The sequence below is a fragment of the Pseudomonas fluorescens group sp. PF-1 genome (assembly GCF_054481335.1).
On record NZ_JBTMNG010000001.1, the window covers coordinates 2,206,148 to 2,225,844 of the forward strand.

Annotated in this window: 19 protein-coding genes; 15 read left to right on the forward strand and 4 right to left on the reverse strand. The window is 61.7% G+C overall.

The features are described from left to right. Positions 1–65: 65 nt before the first annotated feature. From ACX3YD_RS10530 to ACX3YD_RS10595, 14 genes are all read left to right on the forward strand, one after another. Positions 66–1,772 carry a GspE/PulE family protein gene (locus tag ACX3YD_RS10530; protein ID WP_458959886.1) on the forward strand — a complete coding sequence of 569 codons (1,707 nt, stop codon included), beginning with the start codon at positions 66–68 and terminating at the stop codon, positions 1,770–1,772. After that, positions 1,753–2,556: a hypothetical protein gene (locus ACX3YD_RS10535; RefSeq protein WP_103406634.1), complete on the forward strand. Its 804-nt coding sequence runs from the start codon at positions 1,753–1,755 to the stop codon at positions 2,554–2,556. Before ACX3YD_RS10530 ends, ACX3YD_RS10535 begins: the two co-directional genes overlap by 20 nt. A gap of 1 nt (position 2,557) precedes the next feature. Beyond that, a complete protein-coding gene (locus ACX3YD_RS10540) occupies positions 2,558–3,103 on the forward strand; it encodes a PilN domain-containing protein (RefSeq protein WP_103406633.1) in 546 nt (181 codons plus the stop codon). Next, positions 3,090–3,638, forward strand: coding sequence for a pilus assembly protein PilO (locus tag ACX3YD_RS10545; RefSeq protein WP_458959887.1), 549 nt, complete (start codon positions 3,090–3,092; stop codon positions 3,636–3,638). Before ACX3YD_RS10540 ends, ACX3YD_RS10545 begins: the two co-directional genes overlap by 14 nt. After that, positions 3,638–4,156 carry a hypothetical protein gene (locus tag ACX3YD_RS10550; protein ID WP_130211337.1) on the forward strand — a complete coding sequence of 173 codons (519 nt, stop codon included), beginning with the start codon at positions 3,638–3,640 and terminating at the stop codon, positions 4,154–4,156. Before ACX3YD_RS10545 ends, ACX3YD_RS10550 begins: the two co-directional genes overlap by 1 nt. Next, positions 4,153–5,988: a secretin N-terminal domain-containing protein gene (locus tag ACX3YD_RS10555; RefSeq protein ID WP_458959888.1), complete on the forward strand. Its 1,836-nt coding sequence runs from the start codon at positions 4,153–4,155 to the stop codon at positions 5,986–5,988. The genes ACX3YD_RS10550 and ACX3YD_RS10555 overlap by 4 nt, the downstream gene beginning before the upstream one ends. Before the next feature lie 2 nt (positions 5,989–5,990). Beyond that, positions 5,991–6,464 carry a type II secretion system protein gene (locus ACX3YD_RS10560; RefSeq protein WP_047530670.1) on the forward strand — a complete coding sequence of 158 codons (474 nt, stop codon included), beginning with the start codon at positions 5,991–5,993 and terminating at the stop codon, positions 6,462–6,464. A gap of 4 nt (positions 6,465–6,468) precedes the next feature. Continuing rightward, positions 6,469–6,843 carry a type II secretion system protein gene (locus ACX3YD_RS10565; RefSeq protein WP_047530667.1) on the forward strand — a complete coding sequence of 125 codons (375 nt, stop codon included), beginning with the start codon at positions 6,469–6,471 and terminating at the stop codon, positions 6,841–6,843. After that, on the forward strand, positions 6,818–7,357 hold the full coding sequence (locus tag ACX3YD_RS10570) for a type II secretion system protein (protein WP_458959889.1): 540 nt from the start codon (positions 6,818–6,820) through the stop codon (positions 7,355–7,357). Before ACX3YD_RS10565 ends, ACX3YD_RS10570 begins: the two co-directional genes overlap by 26 nt. Further along, the gene (gene csgE, locus ACX3YD_RS10575; protein WP_047530662.1) at positions 7,354–7,743 is read left to right on the forward strand and encodes a curli production assembly/transport protein CsgE; all 390 of its coding nucleotides are present in this window, start codon (positions 7,354–7,356) and stop codon (positions 7,741–7,743) included. The genes ACX3YD_RS10570 and csgE overlap by 4 nt, the downstream gene beginning before the upstream one ends. After that, a complete protein-coding gene (locus tag ACX3YD_RS10580) occupies positions 7,740–8,159 on the forward strand; it encodes a curli assembly protein CsgF (RefSeq protein ID WP_103406629.1) in 420 nt (139 codons plus the stop codon). Before csgE ends, ACX3YD_RS10580 begins: the two co-directional genes overlap by 4 nt. Positions 8,160–8,190: 31 nt before the next feature. Continuing rightward, positions 8,191–9,054 (forward strand): CsgG/HfaB family protein, encoded by an 864-nt coding sequence (locus tag ACX3YD_RS10585; protein WP_458959890.1) that lies wholly within the window; start codon positions 8,191–8,193, stop codon positions 9,052–9,054. 1,379 nt (positions 9,055–10,433) lie between these two features. After that, the gene (locus ACX3YD_RS10590) at positions 10,434–10,751 is read left to right on the forward strand and encodes a DUF6124 family protein (protein WP_458959891.1); all 318 of its coding nucleotides are present in this window, start codon (positions 10,434–10,436) and stop codon (positions 10,749–10,751) included. 243 nt (positions 10,752–10,994) lie between these two features. Then, positions 10,995–12,089, forward strand: coding sequence for an RHS repeat-associated core domain-containing protein (locus ACX3YD_RS10595; protein WP_458959892.1), 1,095 nt, complete (start codon positions 10,995–10,997; stop codon positions 12,087–12,089). 111 nt (positions 12,090–12,200) lie between these two features. Here ACX3YD_RS10595 and ACX3YD_RS10600 read toward each other — a convergent pair whose 3' ends face one another. The 4 genes from ACX3YD_RS10600 to ACX3YD_RS10615 are packed head-to-tail and all read right to left on the reverse strand — an operon-like array spanning position 12,201 to position 17,826. Next, positions 12,201–13,649, reverse strand: a complete 1,449-nt coding sequence (locus ACX3YD_RS10600) for a curlin (protein ID WP_103406627.1) — start codon at positions 13,647–13,649, stop codon at positions 12,201–12,203. 27 nt (positions 13,650–13,676) lie between these two features. Then, positions 13,677–14,138 carry a curlin gene (locus tag ACX3YD_RS10605; protein ID WP_458959893.1) on the reverse strand — a complete coding sequence of 154 codons (462 nt, stop codon included), beginning with the start codon at positions 14,136–14,138 and terminating at the stop codon, positions 13,677–13,679. 59 nt (positions 14,139–14,197) lie between these two features. After that, entirely contained in the window at positions 14,198–16,444 is a 2,247-nt protein-coding gene (locus ACX3YD_RS10610) for an Ig-like domain-containing protein (protein ID WP_458959894.1), read from the reverse strand. Positions 16,445–16,479: 35 nt separating this feature from the next. Beyond that, on the reverse strand, positions 16,480–17,826 hold the full coding sequence (locus ACX3YD_RS10615) for a hypothetical protein (protein WP_458959895.1): 1,347 nt from the start codon (positions 17,824–17,826) through the stop codon (positions 16,480–16,482). 290 nt (positions 17,827–18,116) lie between these two features. Between ACX3YD_RS10615 and ACX3YD_RS10620 the strand changes: the two genes are divergently transcribed. Beyond that, entirely contained in the window at positions 18,117–19,565 is a 1,449-nt protein-coding gene (locus ACX3YD_RS10620) for an ATP-binding protein (RefSeq protein ID WP_458959896.1), read from the forward strand. The last annotated feature ends 132 nt before the right edge of the window (positions 19,566–19,697 follow it).

A 19,697-nucleotide genomic window follows, 5' to 3' on the forward strand; every position in this document is an offset into this window, starting at 1 on the left:
GGCCCCCGCCGAACCAGCTCGCCGCGCCGACAGGGCTCAAAGCCCCGGGCGTTGGAGAGCAAGCCATGGACCGTCTATCCCTTGTTGTCGAGCCGTCGCCGTCGGCGTGTCTACCCAGCCGTTTTTCCAGTGAGCAATTAGCCCAGGCGCGAGCGCTGGCCGCCAGTTCCGGTGAACGGATGCTGGATGCCCTCGGGGAGCTTTGCGAACTGGCCCCCATGCCCTTCATCCAGTGCCTCGGTGCGACCCTGCATTACCCGGTGCTCGATACCGACAGCCTGTTTCAAGCCACCCCGGTATTCGACCGGGTCACCCTGGCCCAATGCCTCAAGCGCGAATTCACCCTGCTGCGTCACGACGATGCGGTCATCGGTGTGTTTGCCGACCCCTTCGACACCGCCCGTCTGGCCTGGATCGATGATTGCCTGCACGGCGCGCCGCTGTACCTGGTGCACGCCGACGACCTGAAAGCCTACCTGGCACGCCACGAAGAGAGCTTCCACGCCGTGGAGTCACTCAACGCCCAGAGCGACGCCGGCGGCGAAATCGATAACCTGCAAAGCCTGTCCCTGACCAGCATCAGCGAAGACTCCAGCGTGGTGGTCAAACTGGTCAACTCGACCCTGTACGACGCGCTGAAAATGCACGCCAGCGACATCCACCTGGGCACCACCGGCAGCGGCCTGGTGATCAAGTACCGGATCGATGGCGTGCTGAACAACATCAGCAAGATCCAGGGCAACGAGTTCGCCGAACAGGTGATTTCCCGGGTCAAGGTCATGGCCGAACTGGACATCGGCGAAAAGCGCGTGCCCCAGGACGGTCGCTTCAAGATCGGTATCAGCGGCCGGCAGATCGACTTTCGGGTGTCGATCATGCCGAGCATTTTTGGCGAGGACGCCGTGCTGCGGGTGCTCGACAAACAGGACCTGGCGGACAAGGTCTGCGGCGTGCAGTTGCAAGCCCTGGGCTTCGAAGACGAAACCCTGCGCCAACTGCGCCGGCTGGCGGCCGAACCCTACGGCATGGTGCTGGTCACCGGCCCCACCGGCAGCGGCAAGACCACCACGCTGTACGCGATGATCACCGAGATCAACCACGGTGTGGACAAGATCATCACCATTGAAGACCCGGTGGAATATCAACTGCCGGGCGTGCTGCAAATCCCGGTCAACGAGAAAAAAGGCCTGACCTTCGCCCGGGGCCTGCGCTCGATCCTGCGCCACGACCCGGACAAAATCATGGTCGGGGAAATCCGCGACCCCGACACCGCGCAGATCGCCGTGCAATCGGCACTCACCGGGCACCTGGTGTTCACCACCATTCACGCCAACAACGTGTTCGACGTGATCGGCCGCTTCACCCAGATGGAAATCGACCCCTACAGCCTGGTCAGCGCCCTCAACGCAGTACTGGCCCAGCGACTGATTCGCCTGGTCTGCAGCAGCTGCAGCACGACGTACACCCCGACTGAAGAAGAACTGCAAACCTCGGGGCTCGACCCGCAGCAGGTCGCTCACTACCACTTCGTGCACGGCAAGGGCTGTGGCCATTGCCGTGGCACCGGCTACCGCGGACGCAGCGCGATTGCCGAGCTGCTGCACCTGGACGACGAACTGCGGCAAATGATCGTCGAGCGCCAACCCATTTCGAAAATCAAGGCCCACGCCTGCAAACGTGGCTTGCGCCTGCTGCGCGAGTCGGCGCTGGAACTGGTGCAACACGGCCGGACCACTCTCGAGGAGATCAATCGTGTCACTTTTATCTCGTGAGCGTTATATCGCCGTCCTCGGCGCCAGTGGTGTCGGCCTGGGTCGGCGTCAGGGCAGCGAAACCCTGTGGCTGGGCAGCGTCGGCTTCATCGATGAAGGTTTCCATGCCTGGGCCGTGGCCCTGGAAACCCTCGACCGGCTGCTGGGCGAGCATGCCCGCGCCGGTGCGGAGTTGACGGTGGTGGTCTCCGGGCATTTCAGCCGTTTCTGCCTGGTGCCCTGGAGCGATCAGATCAGCAGCCCCGAAGAACTGCGCGGGTTTGCCCAACTGTGCTTCGAAGACCTTTACGGCGTACCGAGCCAACCCTGGAGCCTGGTGCTCTCGGCCGAACCGGCCGGCTACGACCGCGTCGCCAGTGCGCTGCCGCAGGACTTGCTCGAGCGCCTGCGCACGCTGGTGAGCGGTCGCGGCCTGAAACTGCGTTCAGTGCAGCCGTACCTGATGGCTGCGTTCAACCATTTCGACAAGAGCTTCGACGCCGCAGACTTCCTGTTCGTGGTCGCCGAACCGGTGCGCAGTGTGTTGTTGCTGGCGCGCGAAGGGCGCTGGGCGGCGGTGCGTTCGGTGGGCAGCAGTGACAGCGATGCCGCCCTGGCGGCCCTGATCGGTCGCGAAAGCCAGTTGCAGGCCTCCACCAGCGAACGGCCCCTGAGCGTTTACCTGCATGCGCCGGCCCGCATCGACTCGCACCCCGACGTACCCGGTGTGCACCTGCGCACCCTCGAAGAGGACCGGACATCCGTACACGATTGCCTGTACGTCATGTCCCGGGCGGTGGCCTGACATGCGCGCCCTGATGCTCGACTTTCAACCGCGTCGTCGCGCCAGCCCGCTGGGCTGGAGCCTGTTGGCCAGTGGTGTGGTGCTGGTGCTGACCTGCATCGTGATCCAGCAACACCTCAGCGCGGAGGCCGAACAACAGCAAGGCCACCTGCAAACCGCCCAGCGCGTGCTCACCGGCGACACGGGCAGCAAGGTCAACCTGACCCCGGCGCAAATCCGCGAACAGGCACAGAACCTGGCGGAGATGCGCAAGGTGTCCCAGCAATTGCGCCGCCCCTGGGAGCAGTTATTCGCCACCCTCGAAGCCATGCCCCGCGACAACATTGCTTTGCTGACCCTGACCCCGGACGCCCGCAAGGGCCAGCTGCGGATCAGCGCCGAGGCACGGGACCTGGACGCCATGCTCGACTTCCACCGGCGCCTCGAAGCCAGCGACGAGCTGTCCGATGTGTCGCTGCTCAGCCATGAAATCGTCGCCAACGTGCCGGAGCACCCGGTGCAATTCAACTTGTCGGCTACCTGGGAGATTGGCGATGCAAATCCCTAGATTGATCGTCCATGAGTACCTGCAAAGCCTGGGCGTGCCCGGTCTGGCGGGGTTGGCGATGCTGGTGCTGGCGCTCACCTATGGCCTGGCCGGTTTGCTGCCGGACTGGCAGTCCGTGCAACAGCTCAGCCAGCAGACCCGCGACGCCCGCGCATACCTGGTCAAAGTCGAGGACGGCACCGTGGCCGCGCCGGTGGTGCCGCAACGGCAACTGGATGATTTCCGCAGCAAGTTGCCGACCCAGCCGCAGGCCACCGTGGCCATCGACAAGATCTATGCGTTGGCCGCCCAGGAACGCATCACCCTGGCTCGTGGTGAGTATTCCCTGGGCATCGATCCGAAAACCCACCTGGCGCGCTACCAGATCCTGCTGCCGGTGCGGGGCAGCTACCCGCAACTGCGGCGCTTCCTGCACGCCTTGCTCGGTCAGTTGCCGGCGGTGGTGCTGGAGGACGTGGAGTTGCAGCGAAAGAAGATCGCCGACACCGACCTGACCGGGCGGATCCGCATGACCCTTTACCTGTCGAGGTCATGATGAACAGCAAACGCGCAATGGGCTGGGTAGCGTTCTTCGGTGTGGCGGCGGCGCTGGCCTGGTTGCCCGACTACTTGAAACCGGCCGGCGACGGCGAGGCCGATGTCGCGGCAGTGGCCACGCCCGCCAAAGGCAAAACCCGTGGCGAGCTGGCGGCCGCGTCAGCCTCGGGCGCGCCGGCGGCGATCAAGGACCTGAGCCCGGCCGGCGACCTGTTCGCCCCCCGCAGCTGGAAGGTTGCGCCGACCCTGGCCAGCGTCACCGAACAAGCCGTCAACGTCGCACCGGTGGTGCAGGTCCCCACTGCACCGCCGATGCCTTTCCAGTTCATTGGCCGCATGGATGACCGTACCGATCTGCAGGTGTTCTTGCAGAGCGGCGAGAAAATCTACGTCGTGCGCAAAGGGGATGTGATCGACGCAACATGGAAGATCGAGGGGATTTCCGACATGGAACTGAGCCTGGTCTATCTGCCTCTGCATTTGTCCCAGACTCTGTCTGTGGGGAGCGCGCAATGAACACATTCCGATTGCTGATGAGCATGGGTTTCTGTGCGGCGCTGGCCGCATGCAGTTCGGCGCAACTGGCCAGGGACGAGGGAGCCGACCTGATGGCGTCGGGTCAGTACGAAGCCGGCCTGGCACGGATCCAGGAAGGCCTGCGCGAAAATCCCCGCGATACCGAATTGCACCTGGCGCTGACCAGCGGGCGGGCCCGTGCGGTGACAGCGCTGCTGAGCCAGGCCGACATGAGCCGCACCCAGCGCGACTTCGCCTCGGCCCGTCTGACCTACGGCCGGGTGTTGTCCATCGAGCCGAACAACCGCCGGGCCCAGGACGCCATACGCCAGCTCGATCACCTGCGCAGCCTCGATGAAAAACTCGAGCTGGCCCGTGGGGATCTGCGTCGCGGCGACATCTACGCCGCCGACCGTCAGGTCAAACAGATCCTCGAACTGGACCCGAACAATGAGGGCGCCCTGGAACTGCAAAGCAATGTGCGGCTGGTGCAGAGCCGCAATGTGATTCCCTATCCGCAACTGCGCACGCGCCTGGACAAGCCCGTCACCCTGGAGTTTCGCGACGCCAACCTCAAGACCATCTTCGAGGTGCTGTCCCAGGTCGCCGGTCTGAATTTCATTTTCGACAAAGACCTGCGCCCGGACATGAAAGCCACCATCTTCGTGCGTGACGTGCGCATCGAAGACGCGGTGGAGCTGCTGCTGCAACAGAACCAGTTGCATCAGAAAGTGGTGAACGAAAACACCCTGCTGATCTACCCGGATTCGCCGCAGAAGCTCAAGGATTATCAGGAGCTGGTGATGCGCACCTTTTACCTGACCAGCATCGATGCCAACACGGCCTTGAACATGGTCAAGACCATGCTCAAGACCCGCGACGTATTCGTCGATGAACGGCTCAACACCCTGACCATGCGCGACACCGGCGATGCCATCCGCATGGCGGAAAAACTCCTGCAATCCCAAGACCAGTCCAACCCTGAAGTGGTGCTGGAAGTGGAAGTCATGGAAGTCGCCACCCAGCGCATTCTCGACCTCGGCCTGCAATGGCCGAACACCTTCGGCGTGGTCAACAGCGACGGTTCGGCGGTCACGCTGCTCGATCAGCTCAAGGGCATCGATTCCAGCCGGATCAGCATCTCGCCGTCGCCGCAGGCCAAGATCAACGCCCAGGACAACGACATCAATACCCTGGCGAGCCCGGTGATCCGCGTCAGCAACCGCGAACAGGCGCGTATCCACATCGGTCAGCGCGTACCGATCATCAGCGCCACTTCGGTGCCGTCGACCCAGGGGCCGGTGATCACCGAAAGCGTGACGTACCTGGATGTCGGTCTGAAGCTGGAAGTGCAGCCTACCGTGCACCTGAACAACGAAGTGGCGATCAAAATCGCCCTGGAAGTCAGTAACGCCACGCCACTGGAACCGACCCGCCAGGGCACGATTCCGGTGCAGGTCGATACCCGAAACGCCCAGACCACCCTGCGCCTGCATGATGGTGAAACCCAGATCCTCGCCGGCCTGATGCGCAACGACCATGGCGCCACTGGCAACAAAATCCCGGGGCTTGGCGATATCCCCGGTCTGGGTCGTCTGTTCGGCAGTAACAAGGACACCGTCGGCAAATCCGAACTGGTGCTGTCGATCACCCCGCGGGTGGTGCGCAACCTGCCGTACCAGAGCCCGTCGGACATGGAATTCACCACCGGCACCGAAACCAGCATGCACATCCAGGCGCCGAATCGTGAGCTGGAATCGTCGGTCCAGCCTCAGCGCCTCGATCGGCCGGTGGCCTCCACCAACGTCGAAGTCAGCGTCGGGAAGCCTTGATCATGAACGCCTCGCAACGCGGTTTTACCCTGATCGAAGTCGTGGTGACGCTCGCCCTGGTCGGCCTCCTGGCCGGCCTGGCTGCGCCGCTGACCGAGACCGTGGTGCGCCGGGGCAAGGAGCAGGAACTGCGCACCGCGCTGTACCAGATCCGCGATGCCATCGACGCCTACAAACGGGCTTTCGACGCCGGTTACATCGAAAAATCCCTCGACAGCAGCGGCTACCCGCCGAACTTGAAAGTGCTGGTGGAGGGTGTGCGGGATGTGCGCAGCGCCAAAGGGGCCAAGTTCTATTTTCTGCGGCGCGTGCCCCACGATCCGCTGGCACCGGCCAAGCGTGACGACGACGGTGGCTGGGGGTTGCGCGCCTATGACAGCACGGCTCAAAACCCACGGGAGGGCGCGGACGTCTTTGACGTTTACTCCAGGGCCCGGGGCAAGGGTCTCAACGGCATCGCCTACCGGGAGTGGTGAATCTATGCGCCGGGAAAAGGGTTTCACCCTGCTCGAATTGATGGTGGTCATGGCAATTATCGCGACCCTGATGACCATCGCCTTGCCGCGTTATTTCAACAGCCTCGAAGCCTCGAAAGAGACCACCTTGCGCCAAAGCCTGTCGGCCATGCGTGAAGCCCTCGATCACTACTATGGCGACACCGGGCGTTATCCCGATTCCATCGAGCAAATGGTCGAGCAGCGCTACTTGCGCAACCAGCCAATGGACCCGATCGCCGAGCGCAAGGACGCCTGGGTCCTGGTGGCGCCGCCGGATGGCGTACAGGGCGGGGTGGCTGATATCAAGAGCGGAGCCACCGGGAGGGCGCGTGATGGCAGCCTCTATTCCGAGTGGTAAGCCTGCTGCGCAGGGCGGTTTCACCTACCTGGGTGTGCTGCTGCTGATCATGGTGATGGGCATGGGCCTGGCCAGTGCCGGCGAGTTGTGGGCCACCGCCTCGCGCCGCGATCGCGAACGCCAACTGTTGTGGGTCGGCACCCAGTACGCCCAGGCACTGCGCAGCTACTACCGCAGTTCGCCAGGCCTGGCCCAGTACCCGAAAGAACTCGCCGACCTGCTGCAGGACGAGCGGTTTCCCAACGCCAAACATCATCTGCGCCAGCTCTATCCGGACCCGATTGGCGGTGGCGACTGGTTCCTGATGCGCGGCTTCGACGGCCGTATCACCGGTATCGCCAGTTCTTCCACGGACAAACCGCTCAAACAGGCGGACTTTCCCAGCCAGTGGTCGGACTTCAACGGCATGGCCAGCTACAAGGACTGGCAGTTCGTGGCCGAGAGCGCCTTTCTCGATGGTGCGTCCGGCCCGGCCAAGGGCCAGAGCAAAACCCCTCAGGCGTTGCAGCCATGAAGCGTTTCTGCCTGGCCTTGATCCTGGTGCTGAGCAGCTGTGTCGCCTCGGCCGGCGAAGAGGACGAAATGCTCGGCTTCATCATCGACGACACGATCTCGCACATCGGCCACGAGTTTTACTACGCGTTCAGTGAACGCCTGCGCGCCACCAGCCCGATGGATTTCAACCTGGTGGTACGCGAACGGCCATCGGCTCGCTGGGGCAGCCTGGTGACCGTGGAATATCAACAGCGTTTGGTTTATCGGCGCTTCCTGCCGCCGAACACCGTGGAGCTCAAGGACGAGGCCTATGACGCCGCCGACTGGGTACGCGGGCAGGTTGTCCAGCGCAAGCTGGAAGCCTTGTTGCAGGACACCACGGACCTTGAGAGGGACGAACTATGAAATCGAAAACGGTCTCGCGGCACCTGGGGCTCTGGCTGCTCGGGTTGGGAAGTTGTGGGCTGGTCCAGGCCACCGAACTGGTCTACACGCCGATCAACCCGTCGTTTGGCGGCAACCCGTTGAACGGCACCTGGCTGCTCAACAATGCCCAGGCGCAAAACGATTTTGACGACCCGGACTTGAAGAATCGCACCAGCGTGGCGGGGACATCGGCCCTGGAGCGGTTCAGCAGTCAATTGCAATCGAGGCTGCTGGGGCAGTTGCTGGACAACATCTCCGCCGGCAATACGGGAAGCCTGTCCACCGATGCCTTCATCGTCAATGTCGTCGACGACTCAGGGCAGCTGACGATTGAAGTGACGGACCGCGCGACGGGCGAACTGTCGGAAATCAAGGTCAATGGCCTGGCCCCTTGATGGGGATTCGGGACGACGGGGAGTAATGGACATGAAAAAAATAATTGTGCTGGGGATGCTGTTGGCGGCGCTTCAAGGCTGCGGTCTGCGCGAGCCGATCGGCGCCGAGCAGGACACCGAAACCCCGACCCTGACCCCCAGGGCCTCGACCTACTACGATTTGTTGAACATGCCACGGCCCAAGGGCCGCTTGATGGCGGTCGTCTATGGCTTCCGCGATCAGACCGGGCAGTACAAACCGACGCCCGCCAGTTCCTTCTCCACCAGCGTGACCCAGGGCGCGGCGAGCATGCTGATGGACGCCCTGCAGGCCAGCGGCTGGTTCGTGGTGCTGGAGCGTGAAGGGCTGCAGAACCTGTTGACCGAGCGCAAGATCATCCGTGCCTCGCAGAAGAAACCCAATACCCCGGTGAACATCCAGGGTGAACTGCCGCCGCTGCAAGCGGCGAACATGATGCTCGAGGGCGGCATCATCGCCTATGACACCAACGTGAAGAGCGGCGGGGAAGGGGCGCGCTACCTGGGCATCGACATTTCCCGGGAATATCGCGTGGATCAGGTCACGGTCAACCTGCGGGCGGTGGACGTGCGCAGCGGTCAGGTGCTGGCCAACGTGATGACCAGCAAGACCATCTACTCCGTGGGCCGCAGCGCCGGGGTGTTCAAGTTCATCGAATTCAAGAAATTGCTTGAGGCTGAAGTCGGTTACACCACCAACGAACCGGCGCAGTTGTGTGTGTTGTCGGCGATTGAGGCGGCGGTGGGGCATTTGTTGGCCCAGGGCATCGAACGACGTTTGTGGCAGGTGGCCGGGGATAATTCGCCGGACACTAATGCGACGCTGGATCGCTATCTGACGCAAAACAAGGTGGGTACTGAGGGGCAGGGGGAGTGAGGTTGGGTGGTACTTGGGCAACTGATGTGTCCTCCTGTAGGAGCTGGCTTGTCGGGGCGCCGCATCGCCCCGAAGGCGGCCTGACAGCCGATCAATCACCCGCAGGTGCACCCGATCTACTGTGGGAGCTGGCCTGCCAGCGATGGCGGCCTCATAGCCGATCAGTTGCTCGATGGTGTACCCGGTCTATTGTGGGAGCTGGCTTGCCAGCGATGGCGGCCTGACAGCCGACCTGTGTGTTGTTGACTGAGTACATATCCGTTGCTGCGGTAACGGCGGCTGGCGGTTTCGCCCTTACGGCGAGTCCCTTTTGTCAAACGCCACAAAAGGAACCAAAAGGTCTCGCCCCGGCGTCCGGCCCCTCGCTTGGGCTCGGCGTTCCTTCGCTACGGTATCCATCCGGGGACACTGCCCTCCGGTTGGCTTCGCTTCAACCTACATGCAGCGTGTTCGACTGCGTCGAACGGCGCTGCGCGCCACTCCCCGGATGCACACCTCCACTCAGACTACCGAAGGGGCGGGTGGATCAAGATCAAGAGCTGCAGGCGAGCTAACGCTCGGCCTGATGAGTGGTGAAGAGCAGGGTGGCGCGCCTTGCTTTTCTGTGGGAACTGGCCTGTCGGGGCGCCGCATCGCAGCGATGGCGGCCTTATAGCCGACCAATCACCCGCAGGTGCACCCGATCCCCTGTAGGAGCGAGCCTGCTCGCGATGAACGTCCGGGCAACGCGGGCATTCAGACAGCCCGCGTCATCGTTGGCGTCCATCGCGAGCAGGCTCGCTCCTACAGGGGCTCTAGCTGCCGGTATCGTCGTTGCCCCTGGCCGGCCACACTTCGATATAGCGCGAAAGCGGCCTGACAGCCAACCAATCACCCGCAGGTGCACCCAATCCAATGTGTGCGAGCCTGCTCGCGATGGCGGCGGGTCAGGCACTTCGAGGCTGGATGTGCCACCGTCATCGCGAGCAGGCTCGCTCCCACAGAAGTTCTGCGACGGTCAATATCCTGCCGGCCTACCTGGCCCGGATGGAGAAGCAACCTTCCGCAGTTCCTACAAAAAGCGCCGACATGCTCGGCATTCAGCGGGTGTTTTCCCACAGGATTTTAGGGTTGCCGGTCGGAAGTGGCTTTTTTAATCTGCCGGCCGTCGCTGCCAATTCAGCGGCCGGGCTTGGAACCCCGATGTGTAAGCGGCGCAAATGTGCCCTTCATAACGTATGCTTGTGCGCCTTTGATGTGTGCATCCGTTATGGCGGCTGTGCGCGGGAGACCTCTTGGTCTGCCGGGTTCCGTTTACCCCGGGTTCCAACCTGCGTACAGCTGCCACCCTTCGCCTGGAACCGAATGGAGCAGCTTTAACCCGTAGACGGAGCTCCACCATGCCCAAACCCACCCCCAATCCCCCCGAATCAAATCACGAGAACATTGCCTCCAGCCTCCACCTCAAACCCACCCTCCTGAAATCCAGCGCTCCCCACACCCCCAGCAAGATGTTCCTCATCGCCCCCGACATCGACACCGAAAGCCTGTTGGCCCACGCCTGTGAATCACTGGCGTCCGCGAGCGTCATGGCCACGGATTTCGCGACTTTCGTGGACGGGCCGCAGCGCAGCATGTTGCTGGGTATCCAGCAGGTGATCATGCTGGCCGAGCTGGCGGTGAATCGCGCATTGGATAACCTCGCTCCGCCAGGTTAATACCGGTCCATTGTGGCTCGCTCGCCACAGATGTGTTGCGATCCATAAAAAACGCGACCCCACAAAGGGCCGCGTTTTTTTCACATCATTCAACTTCCGCAAAAACAGTCGCCGAGATAGCCGGATCAACTAAACGCCTGATTACCAGTGCCAAACAATACACACCTATCAGTTCTGCTAGGTCACAACCAAAGCGACGTCACAGATACTCACGCTCTCGGACATTGAAAACCGGAGCACTCCATGACTTCCCCACAGCAGAACCCGCTCTGCGCCTATCGCTACGATCCTCTGGATCGCCTGGTCAGCCAGGCCAAACCGCAAGCGTCCACGCTTCAACGCTTTTACTGTAAAAGCCGCGTGACCACTGAAGTTCAAGGCACATTGCACCACTCCATCGTCCAACACGATGAGCAGCTATTGGCACAACAACAACAACGCCTGGACGATGAAAGCGACACCACGTTGCTTGCCACGGATCAACAACGTTCGATACTCCATGCGCTCAAACCAAATCATGAGCGACAACCCATCACGTATTCACCCTTTGGTTATCGCCAACCTGAAAATGGACTGCTCAGTTTGTTGGGCTTCAACGGCGAACGTCCCGATCCGGTGACCGGGCATTATCTATTGGGCAATGGCTATCGAGCATTTAACCCTGTGCTTATGCGGTTTAACAGTCCGGACAGTTTGAGTCCATTTGGAAAGGGAGGGATAAATTCGTATACGTATTGTTTGGGGGATCCGGTTAATCTGTATGATCCTGACGGGCATTCAGTGTTTTCGGTGTTTAAAGTTGTGCAAGCTCACGTGAAATTCCGAAGGTTCTTGAAAGCAAATATGGCAAAAAAAATTGAACTCGCTGAAGTTAAAAGAACAGGGGTAATTAATATAAATTCTGGCCCGCGTCAGGCCCGTTTGAAGCCATCGATAACTCCAGAAAAAGCCATTGAGGTGCGTGATAAAGTAAATCGGTTAGCATCTTTGGCAACTGGTGATCGACTTCAAAATCACCATTTTTTAAGCCAGTTAAATTTGGCCAAAAGAGAAGCTGCGTTTTTGAATAAAGAGCTTGGATTACCTATTGCTGAAAATTCGCGACTTAAATTGCTGAACTATATTAAAGGCAATCCTGATGAGCGTTTGGTGTTTTCTTTCAAGAGATTGCATCAGGCAGAAAGAGGGGTGTTCGATCCCTCTGTGCCATTGCGTAATCGTCCTGATATCCAGGAAGCTTCCATGTTTATGCGAGAACTAAGTGGAGCAAGCTCAAGCTATCGCTCCTTACCTTTTTTGGAGGAGGCTTACCGAATCAGGTCGATTTACTTCGATTGACAGAGCTTAAAAAGTGCGGTTGCTGACGAAGGCGGGCCGCAACCAATAGCGCAGATAGTACTGAAAAATCGCGGCCCTCCCTCAAGGGCCGCGGTTTTTCACACCACACAACTACTTCTGCAAAACAGTCGCCGAGTTGGCCGTACCGAACTGCTGCACGTTGGCGGTCTGTGCCACGCCGCTCTGATTGACGCTGGCAATGTTGGCGGTGCCGCCCTGGGTGACGTAGGCGACGTTCATGGTGTCAGCCTGCTTGATGGTGATGACGTTGTCTTCGCCATACAGCTGCGTGGTGAACGCCTGGTTGCCGGTGCCTTCCTGGTTGAACTCGGTGCTGTTGCCGCTGCCGTTGCTGCTGCCCTGGGCCAGGTTGGTGGTGCCGCGCTGGTCGGCGATGAGGATGTTGTCGCTGCCGTTCTGGTCGAAGTACAGCTCGTTGTAGGAATCGGCCTGGGTCACGGTGGTTTTGTTGCCGGTGCCGGTCTGGTTGGTGGTCATGATGTGGCCGGCGCCTTTCTGGGTGAAGTTGGCGACGTTGTTGGTGCCGTTCTGATTGAGGGTCGCGCGCTGGTTGCTACCGAACTGACCACCTTTTTCCGGGCCTTTCCAGTTGCTGGCGTAGACCTTGTTGCCGGTACCCACCGACGTGGCGTTGAGCGTATGGTTATCACCGCTCTGGTAGGTGAAATGCACGTTGCTCGAGCCGGTTTGATAGAGCGCCAGGGTCGAGCCCATGGACTCGAACTGGTCGGCGTAGATCGCGTTGAGGTCGCCGACTTGCACCACCTGGGCCACGTTGTTTTCGCCGAAGCTCTGGTCGACCACGGTTTCGTTGGTCTGCCCGTATTGGGAGACGGTGGCCTTGGCGCCGATCTGGGTGTCTTGCCAGATTTCGGTGCCGTTGGCGTCGCCGGACTGGTTGATGCTCAGGTTGCCGCCAGTGCCGTTGCGCTGGTCGCCATAGGCGTAGTTGGTGCTGCCGGCCTGGTTGATGTCGATCTGGCCGCCCATGTGGCCGATCTGTTCGGCCGTCGCGTAGTTGGTGGTGCCGTACTGGATGATCACAGCGTTGTTGCCCGCGCCCAGTTGAATCTGTTCGATGTTGGCTTCGTTGCCGTCGCCGTACTGGTAGGTCTTGGCGGTCGTGCCTTCCTGGCTGTCCTGGTAGATGAACGAGAAGTTGCCGGTGCCTTCCTGTTGTTGCAGGGCTTCGCCGCCGCCGATACCGATTGACTGGCTGGCATGGCTGATGTTGGAGCTGCCGGCCTGGTTCTGGGTGATGGTGCTGTTGTCCTCGAACAATTGCTCGGCGTAGCCGGCGTTGTAGTCGCCGCTTTGGGTTTGGCTGATGGTTCCGGTGGCCGTGTCTTGCACGGCGGCTGCATCGTTGCCCTGGCCCGTTTGCAGTTGGGTGGCGGTGCTGAGCGGAGCCGCGGTCTGCTTCACATCGGCGATGTTGGCGGTACCGTACTGGGTTTGCGTGGACAGGCTGTCGTCGGCCAAGGCCTGGGCACTGACAATGACCAGGATGGCGGCGGTGAGGGGCGTCAGTTTGAACATGGTGAAACCTCCAAGTGGTACAGTGCTTTAGCGATATTGTTTGACCGATACGCTCATGCCGTTGCCGGCCTGGGTGACGGCGCTTTGCTGTCCCGAGCCGGCCTGTTCGATGCTGGCGTCGTTGTTGTTGCCGTTCTGGGCGATCTGCGCGCGGTTGTGGCTGCCGCTCTGGATGATCGAAGCGGCGTTGCCAGAACCTTGCTGGGTGATCAAGGCCATCAGGTCGCTGCCTTGTTGAAGGATCCAGGCTTCCTGATTGCTGCCCGACTGCACGATCTGGCCGAGCAGCGACTGACCGTTCTGCTGCAACAGCGCGATGTTGGCCTGGCCGTTCTGGTCGATCAGTGCGTGCTGGCCAATTAGCGGTGGCAGCTCGCCGAGATCGGCGGCAGGGGCGAGGTCCTCGTTCTCCATCAAGTCGTCGGCGCGCACGCCTGCGCTGCCGCAAAGCAGAAGCAGGCAGAGCAGGGCGGCGGTCGACGCATTCATGGCGTTGTCCTGTGGGAGGAGGCCAGCCCCATCGACTCGGGAGTCGATGGGGCGAGGGCTCAGTTCGAGATCACCGACACGGTGCGCACGGTGCCTTGGGACGAGGTGATGGTGGCTGTCGGGTTCGCCGACGGAATCACCGTGGTGGTGTTGTTCACCGTCAGCCTCCAGCGACCGGTCACCGGCACAGTGGTCGTGCCCAGGGTTTGCAGCCCGGTCGGGGTGCTGACCTGGACGGTGATGGTGTTGCCGGTGGTCACCGATGAGGTGCCTGCGAAGTCCCAGGTGAAGCGGTTATTGGAACGGGCGGACACCGTGGCCGTGGTCACCGTGAAGGTTTCCGCGGCAGGCCGTGGCGAGACTTGCACCGTGACCGTGGCCGGCGTCGTCGACACAGCACCGAAGCTGTCCCGGGCGAAGTAGCTGAAGGTCGTGGTGAAGGCCGTGGTGACTGTGGCCGGTGGGGTGTAGGTCAGGACCGTGCCATTACTGGTGACGGTGCCGCGACCGGTCGGTGGTTGGGTGAAGCTGGCGACGGCGAGCGGCACGTTGCCTTCCGGATCGGTGTCGTTGGCCAGCACGCTGATCGGGATCGCCACACCCAGGGTCGCGACGCTGTCGGCGACGGCTACCGGAGGCTGGTTGGGCGCCACGGTAATGGTCACCGTCGCGGGATTGGCCGAGGCCAGGCCTTTGACATCTTGCGCCTTGTAGGTGAAGGTCGTGGTCAGTGGCGCATTGACCACCGCGGGTGGGGTGTAGACCACGGCGGTCGATCCGCTCAACGCCACCGTGCCCTGGCCGGCGGCCGGTTGAGTGAGCGCGGTGATGCTCAGCGGCACGTTGCCATCCGGGTCGTTGTCGTTGGCCAGCAGGTTGAGGGTGATCGGCACGCCGAAGCTGGTGCTCGCGCTGTCGGCCACGGCGATCGGCGCCTGGTTCTCGCCAGTGTCTGGTGCGGTGCCGACCACCACCACAGGTTCGGTGTCGCTGCCGCCGGCGGCGGATTTGACGGTGACCCTGGCGGGTGGTTGCGGCAGGTCCGCCACCGTCAGGCGTTGCAGGGTGCCGGACTTCGACAGGCGGCCATAGCCTTGAGCGACCATGTCCGGAACCGCCACTTCGTCAGAGGATGTCGCCTCGATCAGCAGGCTGTGATTGCTCCAGTTGTAGCGAGCGGTCTGGATTTTCACCAGGTCATTGAGCTTGCTCGAAACGGCAGTCGGGCGAGTGGTGCCGGTGGGATCGGTGGCGGTCAGCACCACCACCGTAGGCACGGGGCCGTTGAACAGACGATGGCCGAAGAACAGACCCGTACCGTCGCCGGTGAGGTTGGTCAGGCAGGGGGTTGGCGGTGGGCCAGGTACCAGGGCGACGGTTTCGCGGAAGCACAGCGTGGAGCTGTTGTCGGCCTTGCCGAAGACTTCGACCCGGGTGCTGGTGCCGGTGCCCGACGAGGTTCGGCGGTAAGTGGCGCGGTTGAGTTCCACCGCTGTTTGCGCCCGGTTATCGAGGACCTTGCCGGACACGGTGAAGAGGTTGGTCTCGATGGTCCCGGCGGGGCCCTGGATGCGCACGAAGTTGGTGTTGTTGGGGCTGCCGGTGACTTGTTCGGTGAGGTTAGGGTCGCCGACGAAGGTCTCGACGGTCCCGGTGTCCGGGTTCACTTCGGTGTAAGGGCCGTTGATGCTGCGCAGGAAGGGTCCGATCGCGCCGTTCAACGCCCCGCTGAAAACCCCCGGTGCCCCGACGCCGATGTCCCGGGTGATGTTGATGGCGCGCCGACCGGGCGTGGTGACATTGACCGTTTCGACACCATAGGGATGGGTGATGGTGTAGGTGCCGGCCACAGGCACGCTAATGCGCATGCGAATCCGCGCAAAGCTGATTTGATCGCCATCGAGCGGGATGCCCCCGGCGAATGCCGCTTCTATGCCCGCCACGTACGCATCCATCCCATAGCCTGCGGCGTTGTTGGGAATGGTGGCGCCGGCGAGGAACCAGAACGCTTCGTCTGGCCAATTGTCCGGGAACACCATCGGCAGGGTGTCGTCGAAAATGCCCGGGTTTGGCAGCAGGGTGCACATGTAGGCCGCTGGTGTGGCGGCCGCCACTCGCGAGCTCACGGCCCGGGACTGGCACAGTTCCATCGACAGCAGGTTGTTGTCCTGATACCAGATCGGGAATTTCCCCGTGGCAAAGGTATAAGGGCCGGGGTCAACGGCGGCGAGTTGCGCGAAAGCGCTGCCGGACAGCGATAGAGTCAGTCCCAGGGCATTGAGCGCCAGGCGTGGCAATTTGTTCATGATGCCTCCTGATGAGGATCTGGCCATGTGAGCGTTCATTGCACGATGACCACTTCTTCGGTATCGCTGCCGCCATTGGATGACGTCACCTGAACCTTGGCTGGCGGAATCGGTGAGATCCCGGTGGACAGGGTTTTCACTGCACCGTCGCCGCTCAAGGCCCCGATGGTTGCACCGCCTGCGGAAGTGGCGGTGAGCACGGGCGGCGATGTTTCGTCGCTGGTGGAGGCGACCACGGTGATTTGCCCGGTGCTCAGGCTGTACTCGGCGCGTGAAATCACCACCAGGTCAGTCAGGGGGATGGGCAAGGTGGTCGGTGTACTGCTGGGGATGGCCAGGTGATTGTCGGCGGTCACCTGCAGGGTGCTCGGCAACGTCGGGTTGGTTGCGGACTGGGCGTACCAACTGCCGGTGGTGTCGGCCTCGGTCAGGTTGAGCACCGGGTTGTTGCTGTCCAGGGTCACCTTGGCGGGCGGCGGCGGGGCCAGCACGAAAACGTCCTGCTGGGCCACGGGCGCGCTGGCGCCGGCCGTGCGCGAGTAGGTGCTGCGCTGGGCGATCATCGGGGTCGGCCGGACCACCGTCGACAACTTGCCGGAGATGGCCATCACTGTCGTGCGCAGATCCAGCCCGTTGGGGCCTTCAATGCGGATGTAGTTGGTATTGAACGGGCTGCCGGTGAAGGCTTCCACCAGGTTCGGGTCGCCGACGAATTGCTCGGCGGAACCGGTGACCGGGTTGGTTTCGGTGTAGGGACCATTGACGCTGCGCAGGAACGGCCCGACGTCACCTTTGAGCGCGCCGTCGTAGGTCTTCGGCGCGCCGATCCCGATGTCCCGGGTCATGTTGATCGCCCGGCGGCCGGGGGTGTCGACGTTGAAGACTTCGACGCCATAGGGGTGGGTGATGACGTAGGTGCCCGCGGTGGGCACGTCGACGCGAATGCGGATGCGGGCAAAGCTGATCTGGTCCCCTTCGACCGGGTCGCCACCACTGAAGGCAGCTTCGACGGCACTGACGTACGTCAGGTTGACACCGCGAGCGGCATCGACGATGGAGCCGTCACCGGTGAACCAGAACGCTTCATCGGGGAAGTTGCTCGGGAAGACCACCGGTTGCGCATCGTCGAAGATCCCGGGAGCCGGCAGCAGACTGCACATGTAGGTGGGAGCTCCGGGCGCACTCGGTACTCGCGAACTGACAGCCTTGGACAGGCACAAATCGAGCGTCCGGCCATGGGTGTCCTGGTACCAGGAGGCGAAGGAGCCGATGGCCGGTGAGTAGGGCCCGGGGTCTACGGCAAACAGCGCTGCCTGGGCGATGCCCTGGGCCAGGGCGGTCACAACCAGGGCGGTCGCGGTTTTGGACAGTAAAGGGTGCATGTGTATTCCCTCTATCAGAGTACCTGCCCCTTGGGGATGGGTCAGTTGACAGGGCTTCGGCAACTTCCATACCAACCGCTGTAAATGCCCCTCAGAAGCCCGAGCCAAAGGCTTGCGCGGTGCAAGCGAGGGCGCTGACCCGATCTTGGGAACGGGCCTCTTTCCCCAGCATTGGGGGGAGGTGGGGATAGCGGCATGGGTGGGGAAGGGGCGGGGGAATCAAGCCCAATGTCGGGCAAACTGCCATTAGTGGGCTATAAATCCTGTAGGGGTTTTGTCGGAAAACGTCCATGACCACGCAGGCAAAAACACTGGCGTCCGAGAAGGGCGACATCCGCTTGAGCAGGCGCAAGCAGCCGTTCAATTTGCTGCGCTGGTTTTCGCTCATCAGCATGGCGGTGATCGGCACCGTGGCAGTGGCGCTGGGTTCGGTATCGACCAAGTTCGTGATTACCGAAAGCGTGCAGCGCGATGCGTTATTGACCTCGCAGTTCCTGACCGCGATTGCCTCGGCCGAGGTGCGCCATGTGTCGATCCCCAACGTGCGGACCATGGGCGAATTGCTCGACCCGCGCAAAGACCGCGACTTTCCCGACGTCGACCCGATGGCCCGGGCCAATGCCCGCGGTGAATTCCTCGACCACATCTCGCACTTGCCCGACGTGATCCTGGCCAACGTCTATGCCCCCGACCGCATGGTGATCTGGTCGACCAACCCGGCGTTGATGGGCACCACCATTCATGCCGATGAAGACCTGGATCGGGCCTTCGACTCAATGATTCCGGTATCGGCCAGCTATCACGATGTGGACAAGACCCGCATGGAGCAGAAATTCGTGACGCCTCCGGAATACATCTTCATCGAGAACTACATTCCGCTGTTCGATGCCGATGGCGACAAGGTCACCGCGATGGTCGAGATCTATAAAGAGCCCCAGGACCTGATCAATCGCATGATGCGCGGCCTGGTGCTGATCTGGCTGGCCACGGCCCTGGGCGGCGGCATCATTTACCTGGGGTTGTACTGGATTGTGCGGCGTGCGGCGATTTTGCTGGCGCAGCAGCAAAAGCAGTTGATCACCAACGAAACCTTTGTCGCCTTGGGCGAGATGTCGTCGGCGGTCGCCCACAGTTTGCGCAACCCGCTGGCGACCATTCGCTCAAGCGCTGAATTGGCCCTGGAGTTCGACAGTGGGCCTGCGCACAAGAACATCAATGACATCATCGGTCAGGTCGACCGGATGTCGAAGTGGGTGCGCGAGTTGCTGCAATCGTTGCGACCGTCGAGTGACGTGGCCGAGCCGGTGAACCTGGTGGCCACGCTGCATGATGCGCTCGGCGCTTATGAACAGCAGATCGCCAAGGCCCGGATCAATGTCGTGTTCGAGCCCAAGGACACGCCGATGGTGTTGAGCCAACCGATACAGCTGACGCAGATCCTCAACAGTTTGCTGGCCAATGCCCTGGAAGCCATGGACGAGGGCGGTACTCTGACCATCACCCTGGAGCCGACCGACTCCCGTAGCGTTTGTGTGGTGATCAGCGATACCGGCAAAGGCATGAACGAAGAACAGCGCGCCATGGCCTTCCGACCGTTCTTCACCACCAAGCGCGGCGGGCTTGGCGTCGGGCTGGTGTTGGTCAAGCGCATCATGGAGCGTTTTGGCGGGGCTGTGGCGCTGGACAGTCGCGAAGGCGAGGGTACGCGTGTCCGTCTGTCGTTCAAATTGATTCCCTGAAAATGGGGGCGAACTTTCCCCGCTAGCGGGTGTCATTCCCCAGTCATTTTTCAAGTCATGGCGCATTGATGTTGATAAGCCATTGTTTCACTGAGTATTAATTCTTTTGTATAACGCTGTTACAAATTTGGC